At 56.5% G+C, this 1725-nt stretch carries 1 protein-coding gene; it reads right to left on the reverse strand.

Features of this window, described 5'->3' with window-relative positions; genetic code table 11:
• A partial coding sequence (locus tag ACO6VE_RS24465) for a hypothetical protein (RefSeq protein ID WP_422464105.1) occupies positions 1 to 1654 on the reverse strand: 1654 nt, incomplete at its 3' end.
• Positions 1655 to 1725: the final 71 nt, after the last annotated feature.

A 1725-nucleotide genomic window follows, 5' to 3' on the forward strand; every position in this document is an offset into this window, starting at 1 on the left:
CCCGGTCCGCATAAAGTTTCAGCAGTTTTTTGCCCTGCGGGCCTACCTGCGGCGGGTGGCTGTCGGTGACGGAGGCGGTGGGGGTCGCAACAGGTTGAGCGGTTTGACTCGGTACGATCGTTGGCGACGATGACTCCGCGTCGGTACAATCGTGAATGGCCGACGGGGTCGCCTCAGACGGGGTCGCCTCAAAGTGAGCTGTTGGTGTTTGGGTAGTGGATGTGGGTAGTGGCGAAGTGGATAGTGGTGAAGTGGATGGCTGTGAAGTGGATAGTAGCGAAGTGGATAGTTGAGGAGGCGATAAAAGCCGGGCCAGGGCCGAGGTGTCAGCCAGTCCCGGTTCAGCCAGGTGGCAGGGAATGGTGTCCTGATCCTGGAACACCGCCTCATAGTCTGCGGGGTTCTGGAATATCTTCAGGTAATCGATTGGAAAATATTCCCTGTCTTCCAGCTCTCCCATGTTGGCGATAAAGTGGGCCTGCTCAGCCCGGATGATCCGGTTGGTGGCCGCCACATCCCCGGGGTCCAGACTGGCTTGTGGCAGGGTAAACTCATCATCAGCGACGGTGGTATTGTGTATGGCCTGCAACAGGTGTCGGTTCGGCCGGGGCACCCTGAGATCGTTGTCCTGTGGCTCATGATCCAGGCTGTCTGCCAGCCCCTGGAGAAAGTCCCAAAACGGGGCCGATAAACCGGAAGGCTGGTGCAACAGGGCATTGACCGTGCTATCCATGCTCCGGGCGTTGAACCCCTGGAATATCTCTGACTCCGCCGTCTCTTCCATAGGAAAGCCGGTAGCCTTGATCATATTGAAACGGGCTTCACCGTACTGCGCATACATATTCAGGAACTGGTTGACCAGGTCAGCAATAATGGCCTCCCGGGCAGGATGCCCGACGGTCATGCCAGGCTGCATGGCTGGATCATGGCTGGCATCATATTGGATGCATTGCCGGGCAAGACTGCTGATGATCAGGAAGTTGTCCCTGAGCTGCCGGTCCATGGCCCGCAGGCCGTGTGCACAACACAGCAGCCGCTGCACCGGCCATTTAAGATAGATCCTGTCGTTGATTTCTATCTCTTCATAACTGCGTTCGATCATCTCCATTGCCCAGGCATTGTTATTTTCGATGTCGTTTATTTGCCGGGCATAGGCCTTATGGATTTGCTGTCCCCGGTCCGCATACAGTTTCAACAGCTTTCTGTCCTGTGGCCCCATCGGCTCCTGGTGGTTTTCAGTGACCGGGGATGAGGTGGGGGTCGCAACCGGCTCGGCGGGGGTACTGGATACCCGCCGGGCGGTGTCGGTTTCAGCATCGTCGGTGGCTGAGGACGATGGGCGTGTTGCGGTGTTGGTGGCTTGTGCGGCAGACGACGACGGTATTTTTAGCGATGTTGACGGTTTTTTCGTAATCTCTGATAAGTTTTCTGATGCCTCGGTGGCATCAATCGACGAACTCAACTCCGGTGAGATCCGGACCATTGTGCTGGATGACAGTGCCTGGGTGCTTGTCATCCCTGATGGCGTTACCGATACATCGGTGGTATTCATCGACGAACTCAGCTCTGGTGAGAACGGAGCCATAGTGTTGGATGACAATGCCTGAGTGCTTGCCATGCCTGACGGAGTCACAGACACATCGGTGGTATTCATCGACGAACTCAGCTCTGGTGAGAACGGAGCCGTAGTGTTGGATGACAATGTTTGAGTGCTTGCCATCCCGG

The organism is Endozoicomonas sp. ALB115, assembly GCF_049310245.1.
Lineage (GTDB): Bacteria > Pseudomonadota > Gammaproteobacteria > Pseudomonadales > Endozoicomonadaceae > Endozoicomonas.